This is a genomic window from Thiohalocapsa halophila (assembly GCF_016583825.1).
In the GTDB taxonomy this organism is placed as follows: domain Bacteria; phylum Pseudomonadota; class Gammaproteobacteria; order Chromatiales; family Chromatiaceae; genus Thiohalocapsa; species Thiohalocapsa halophila.
Genome location: NZ_NRRV01000129.1, coordinates 1 through 6560, shown reverse-complemented (window position 1 = coordinate 6560; position 6560 = coordinate 1). Strand labels below are relative to the sequence as shown.

At 62.9% G+C, this 6560-nt stretch carries 5 protein-coding genes and 1 CRISPR repeat array; of the genes, 4 read left to right on the top strand and 1 reads right to left on the bottom strand.

What is annotated here, in order from left to right; all coding sequences use genetic code 11:
• Positions 1–573: 573 nt before the first annotated feature.
• Positions 574–900: a hypothetical protein gene (locus tag CKO31_RS25010; protein ID WP_200243303.1), complete on the bottom strand. Its 327-nt coding sequence runs from the start codon at positions 898–900 to the stop codon at positions 574–576.
• Positions 901–1766: 866 nt separating this feature from the next.
• Between CKO31_RS25010 and CKO31_RS25005 the strand changes: the two genes are divergently transcribed.
• The 4 genes from CKO31_RS25005 to CKO31_RS24990 are packed head-to-tail and all read left to right on the top strand — an operon-like array spanning position 1767 to position 2780.
• Positions 1767–2036 carry a phospholipase D-like domain-containing protein gene (locus CKO31_RS25005; RefSeq protein WP_242475682.1) on the top strand — a complete coding sequence of 90 codons (270 nt, stop codon included), beginning with the start codon at positions 1767–1769 and terminating at the stop codon, positions 2034–2036.
• On the top strand, positions 2020–2217 hold the full coding sequence (locus CKO31_RS25000) for a hypothetical protein (protein ID WP_242475680.1): 198 nt from the start codon (positions 2020–2022) through the stop codon (positions 2215–2217). Before CKO31_RS25005 ends, CKO31_RS25000 begins: the two co-directional genes overlap by 17 nt.
• Before the next feature lie 6 nt (positions 2218–2223).
• Entirely contained in the window at positions 2224–2448 is a 225-nt protein-coding gene (locus CKO31_RS24995) for a hypothetical protein (protein WP_200243301.1), read from the top strand.
• Between the two features lie 5 nt (positions 2449–2453).
• Positions 2454–2780, top strand: a complete 327-nt coding sequence (locus tag CKO31_RS24990) for a hypothetical protein (RefSeq protein ID WP_200243300.1) — start codon at positions 2454–2456, stop codon at positions 2778–2780.
• A 242-nt stretch (positions 2781–3022) separates the two neighbouring features.
• Positions 3023–6323: direct repeats of the CRISPR family, unit length 36 nt; unit sequence GCTTCAATGAGGCCCCGGCCAATTGGCCGGGGAGAT.
• Positions 6324–6560: the final 237 nt, after the last annotated feature.

Genomic DNA, 6560 nt, shown 5'->3' with positions numbered 1-6560 from the left:
CATCCCCGGCTGAAACTGGATTCGATTCATAGCCATGGCACACACCCTCTTGCAGAACCTGACTTCAGTGTGCGCCCGCCGGTGGCTCAACCCGTGAGCCCCAGCGGAAGGTCCTTGCTAATCAGGAACCCCTTTGCGCTGCCCGCAGCTGCTGCGCGAGCCGCTGCGCCTGACCGGTCCCAAGACCCACGCGGACGAACCCCTTTGCGCTGGTCCTGCGCACCCGAGGGTGCGAACGGCTGCATGGCCAAACGCGGAGCCATGCCCGCGGGTCGCACGCGCCAACCCTACGCAAACCCAGGGGGTCAATTCTTCGTGTCGCCAGGGGATCAGTTCCTGGTGTCGCTTGACACGGTATTCCGCGCGCCCGGATAACCCCACAGCCATGTACGAAGCGCTGGCGCGCTCCCCCGGCAAGAAGACGGCGCTGCATGACTGGAGACGCTGATAGTTACCTTTGTCACTCGGGTATCCGCCGGACTTCGCGTGGGTAAGCGAAGCATCGTCCACCATCCTGGAAACGGTCGTTGAACGACCCTCAGGGTGCGTCCCGCCTGGCTGATCGTAAACAGGTCAGCAAGACACAACGAGGCGCAAGTCGCGGCTGCCTGGGTCGCTGCCCTGGAAGGCGTAGGAGAAGTAGCCGTCGTCGCTGATGGCGTCGTCGTAGCGGGCGGTGCGGCCGGCCTTCGGCTTGGTAGTCTTGATGCCGAGGACGCCCCGGTGCATCTGCTGCGGGCGGTGGATGCCGCGCGGCGTGCTGCCGAGGTGGATGCGCTCACCGTTTAGCTCGAAGCCGGGCTGGATAGCAGTCCAGGGCACGGCTCCGCCGAAGTCGCGCAGCAGGCGGCGGCAGTGGGCGAAGGCGGCCGCGCGGCTGGTGTCGTCGTGGTTGGTCACAGTCGGGTGCTAACCCGGGTCACTGCCCGGCCACACCGTCTGCGGGTAGCTGACCTTGCCGTTGGCGTACACGAATTTGTGCAAACCGGCTAAGGCGGGGCAGGCGAGGGCGAGTGCGGCTGCGGCCGCGCCGAAGAGAGGGCTGTGCGCATGGTGTTTCCCTGTCCGTTCGAACTGTCTGCGACCTATTCTTGACTTGGCGCACGACCAGGGTTTCCCTGACAGCGCGCTGTGGGTTACGTTTGCCGCACACACGCAGTATAGACAAAGGGTCGGACCCCGATGCCAGCCACCAAGACCGAAACCTTGACCTGCCGCATCGCGCCGGCGGTGAAGGCGGCGTGCGGGCGGCGGCCGAGCGCGAGCACCGCAGCTTGGCGCATATGTTGGAGGTGATGGTATTGCGGTACACGGCGGGGCGCCCGGCAGACGGCGGCGGTGTGCCGCCGCTATTGCCGTCGCGCGCGCGACTAGTTCGCAATTTGAAGTGCCGGTCGCGTCTGTGGCGGCCCGACTGGGTTGGAGAGGCGGAGAAGGGATGACTGCGGGACTGATGAAGCCAGGTTCGCCGTGCCGGCAGCTGGTCATGCACCAGCGCCGGCCGGCGGGTAGCGCCATGCATCGCTCGCGCGTTGGCGCAGCGCGCCCGCCTAGACCGGGCGCGCGGTGCAAAGGGGTCCCCCTGTGACCGACAGAACCGGCCGCAGCGTCCGGCTGTGCCAGCCCGAGCGCCGCCTCTGCAACAGTTCAAGGTCGCAACGAGAACGGCCGACCCATTTGAATGGCAGGCGTAGATTCAAATCGCAGAACGGCCCGCGAAAGGATTGTGGGCCGCGTTCGATTGTTTCTTTATTGAGGTGCCGAGCATGAAGCTCCTCGACAACACCAACAGCCTGCTCGGTGACGACCTCAAGGAAACACTGCAGCCGGGCGCGCGGCTCAAGATCGCCGCTTCCTGCTTCTCGCTCTACGCCTTTGAAGCGCTGAAGACCGAGCTGTCCAAGATCGACAGCCTGCAGTTCATCTTCACCGCGCCCACCTTCGTCGCCGCCGAGGCCACTGATCGCCTGCGCAAAGAACCGCGCGAGTTCTTCATCCCCAAGCGCGGCCGGCAAGACGGTGTTCTTCGTCGATGATAACGCCTTGGTCGCCTGCTTCGAGCGCGGCGTGACCGAGGATCTGGTCAAGGAACTGGCCGGCCATGAGCCCCTGCGCGTGCTCTTCCGCGACAACGGTTTCGTCTCGGATGCGGTCAAGATCAACGTCGAACAGATCTTCCGCCAGCTTTCGCTGGTCACCGAGGTCAAGTCGCTGTGAATCGGTGTGTCTGAACCGCTGACCAAGGCGTTGATCTCGGCCTCGCGTGTCATCGCAAAAGGCCGGCGCATCCGCGACGTGGATCGGCTCGTCGCGACCTACGGAGGGGTGGCGTCAAAGTGGGTCAAGAAGAGCAGCCCTCCGTTCGAGGATCAGGGCGAGACCTGTGAGTACCGCTGGTACGAACACCAAGGCTTGGGTCGATTTGAAACAAAGATGAAGAGGCTCTGATTGCGATGATTGTTCGTCTAACCACAACGCAGCCCGACTATCCAGATCTGTCCGCGAATCAGCCTTACTTCGTGATTGGCATTGAGGCCGACGATCTTCGGATACTCAATGATTCCGGCAAGCCCTATCTGTATCCAGCCGCCTTGTTCGAGGTGATCGACAGTCAACAACCAGCTGATTGGCTCACCGAGCTCGGCGATGACGGTGAGCGGTATGCCTATCCCGCCGCCTTAAATGCGCCTGGGTTTTTCGAGGACTTTTTTGATCAGAAGCCTGAGCAGACCGCGATCTTCTGGCATGAGCTGAACAAGGTGCTATCCCAGGCCGCTTGATCAGCACGAGGCCTTGATCATAAGTCCGTCCAGAATCCAGCGTCGCGGATGGTTATGCTGCTGCTAAGCCCATCAAATCAGACACTTAGTCTGAAGCGCCGGAGATCGGCGCTGGAAGTGGTCGGAGTTATGATCAAGGCCCAGCACGACACACGATGCGATAAAGCACGCTCGGGCTTCAATGAGGCCAATTGGCCGGGGAGATTGCTCTCAGTGTGGGAGTCAGGCCGGCGCCGGTTGTAGCTTCAATGAGGCCCCGGCCAATTGGCCGGGGAGATGGCCCGCATCAACGAGCTGAAGCTCGACCGTGAGCGCGTGCTTCAATGAGGCCCCGGCCAATTGGCCGGGGAGATCGCACGCTGCACCGCAGTGGAGCGAGCACGAGCTGTCGGCTTCAATGAGGCCCCGGCCAATTGGCCGGGGAGATTGACACCGAGGAATTCCTCACCGACGCCATTCGGTGGCTTCAATGAGGCCCCGGCCAATTGGCCGGGGAGATTGACACCGAGGAATTCCTCACCGACGCCATTCGGTGGCTTCAATGAGGCCCCGGCCAATTGGCCGGGGAGATTGCATGACTCGCTCGAATCGCGCATCAACGTCGTGCAGCTTCAATGAGGCCCCGGCCAATTGGGCGGGGAGATGGCATCTGGGTATTGTGCTGTGGGATCAGGTGTGTCTAGCTTCAATGAGGCCCCGGCCAATTGGCCGGGGAGATCAGCACATGCAGCAGTCGCTAGAGCGGCTGTGACCGCTTCAATGAGGCCCCGGCCAATTGGCCGGGGAGATACGTTACCCGGTGCTACCCCACAGGGCACCTTTGCTCGCTTCAATGAGGCCCCGGCCAATTGGCCGGGGAGATCACAACCCTCCAACCCGGCAACACAACCCCGGCAACAGCTTCAATGAGGCCCCGGCCAATTGGCCGGGGAGATGCGGATGTCGCTCTCGCGGGCCGGGTTGGCGGCCAAGCTTCAATGAGGCCCCGGCCAATTGGCCGGGGAGATCTACTGCAACTGGCCAGCGCCGGCAGCGCCAGCAACCTGCTTCAATGAGGCCCCGGCCAATTGGCCGGGGAGATGATGAGCTGCGCCGCGCCACTGACATGGGATGCGCTGCTTCAATGAGGCCCCGGCCAATTGGCCGGGGAGATAGCGCGTCGAACTCGTCATGTTCCGCTTTGATGTCCGCTTCAATGAGGCCCCGGCCAATTGGCCGGGGAGATCAGCTTGGCCCACTGCACCTTGCGCTGCGGCGGCGCGCTTCAATGAGGCCCCGGCCAATTGGCCGGGGAGATGCCACGGTAGCGCCGGACGGCACGGTGAGTGTGGACGGGCTTCAATGAGGCCCCGGCCAATTGGCCGGGGAGATGAGACGCAGCATGAGCATGACCGCAACCCGATTCGACGCTTCAATGAGGCCCCGGCCAATTGGCCGGGGAGATCTGCGCCTTGCGCCAATCCCGGTACGCGCGGCCCTCAAAGCTTCAATGAGGCCCCGGCCAATTGGCCGGGGAGATATCTAGCACAAAAGATTGCCAATGTTTTGAAGTCTGCTTCAATGAGGCCCCGGCCAATTGGCCGGGGAGATGCGAGCGCACCCCTAGCAACAGACCCCGCAGCACTGCGCTTCAATGAGGCCCCGGCCAATTGGCCGGGGAGATGGGGGCCGCGTACGCAAGAATACGCCGACCGGGCGGCTTCAATGAGGCCCCGGCCAATTGGCCGGGGAGATGGGCACAGCTCAGCCTCGCAGGTGCAGGGTGATGGGCTTCAATGAGGCCCCGGCCAATTGGCCGGGGAGATTTGCGAAACGGCACAGATTTAGGATTTAGGATTTGACGCTTCAATGAGGCCCCGGCCAATTGGCCGGGGAGATGGGTTGTCAGAAGACACCTTGGCCCTGTTGTATATGCTTCAATGAGGCCCCGGCCAATTGGCCGGGGAGATATGGGCTGGCTAGTCTCTGCCGAGACGCTTGAGTATGGCTTCAATGAGGCCCCGGCCAATTGGCCGGGGAGATCCAGGGTGTCTAGCACGGCCGCCGTCACAGCGTCACGCTTCAATGAGGCCCCGGCCAATTGGCCGGGGAGATTCGTTGTCGGCGGGTTCGCGCGGGCTGAAGAGCTCGCTTCAATGAGGCCCCGGCCAATTGGCCGGGGAGATTCGTTGATCTGCCAAGTATCCTCCGTGATCATGCTCTGCTTCAATGAGGCCCCGGCCAATTGGCCGGGGAGATGGTGCAGGATTAGTGACATGGCGCGGTTATCGCTTATGCTTCAATGAGGCCCCGGCCAATTGGCCGGGGAGATAGTCCCTCGTAATACTCTGCGTCTAGGTCCAGGCTGCTTCAATGAGGCCCCGGCCAATTGGCCGGGGAGATACTGGCGCAATCCGGCGGCGCCGCGCGCACCGCCCTGCTTCAATGAGGCCCCGGCCAATTGGCCGGGGAGATGCGGGCGGCAGCAGATGCTGCGCGAGGAGGACTTCTAGCTTCAATGAGGCCCCGGCCAATTGGCCGGGGAGATGGTCCCCGCCTGGTCGCCGGGGCGCTCCGTCGGCACCGGCTTCAATGAGGCCCCGGCCAATTGGCCGGGGAGATGGCTGATGCGCCCGTCCTGGCGGCCCCAGGTCCACATGCTTCAATGAGGCCCCGGCCAATTGGCCGGGGAGATCAAAGCGCATCCGGTAGTCGCCCGGGGCATCCGTCGCTTCAATGAGGCCCCGGCCAATTGGCCGGGGAGATTTTTGACCGCACGCATATCACTAGAGTGTACCTGGAGCTTCAATGAGGCCCCGGCCAATTGGCCGGGGAGATCAGCCCCTACTGCGCAGATGCGGTGCCGGCAGCTAGCGCTTCAATGAGGCCCCGGCCAATTGGCCGGGGAGATACACGTGGTCCCGCTGTCGGCGCCCGTGCTCGCGATCCTGCTTCAATGAGGCCCCGGCCAATTGGCCGGGGAGATTTACCGGAAGATAGTCGGGCTTATAGAACATAAGAAGCTTCAATGAGGCCCCGGCCAATTGGCCGGGGAGATCGACCAAGCCGCCCAACCACAAAAGGAGCCTAAATCATGCTTCAATGAGGCCCCGGCCAATTGGCCGGGGAGATGATGGCCTCGCTGTTGCGGCACCCGGTCCAGAGCAAGCTTCAATGAGGCCCCGGCCAATTGGCCGGGGAGATTTGGGCGCGCGACTGGGGCAGCTGATTGCCAAGGAGGCTTCAATGAGGCCCCGGCCAATTGGCCGGGGAGATCAGTTGGGCTAGTCGCTTCTACGTTCTTTTTTAACGCTTCAATGAGGCCCCGGCCAATTGGCCGGGGAGATCCATTTCCTGCGTCAGCCGCTTTTCGCCCTCCGCTACGCTTCAATGAGGCCCCGGCCAATTGGCCGGGGAGATGGTGGATCGCCTGGATCAGATCGGCGAATTTGAAGCGCTTCAATGAGGCCCCGGCCAATTGGCCGGGGAGATCACCAGCAACGGCAGCGGCATTGCCCCGCACAGCAAGCTTCAATGAGGCCCCGGCCAATTGGCCGGGGAGATGGCGAATCAGCAGTTCCAAATTTAAAAGCATGATGTTATGAAGGACTCTTCACAAGTTACTGGAGAGTCCGATGGTCCTGAGGCCCAAGCCCGAGCCCAAGCCGGAGTCCAAGCCCGAGCCCACTACGCAGCGGTTCACGGCGGCAACGGTGGTGACGAGGATCCGCCGAGCGCTGGACGAGCTGCCGGACGCGCGCAAGGGCGGCAACAACCAGCGTTACGCGATGGGCGACGCGG

Excerpts from the sequence above, each read along its gene's own strand:
- CKO31_RS24990 (WP_200243300.1), top strand. The coding sequence starts at position 2,454 with ATGATTGTTCGTCTAACCACAACGCAGCCCGACTATCCAGATCTGTCC.
- CKO31_RS25005 (WP_242475682.1), top strand. The coding sequence starts at position 1,767 with ATGAAGCTCCTCGACAACACCAACAGCCTGCTCGGTGACGACCTCAAG.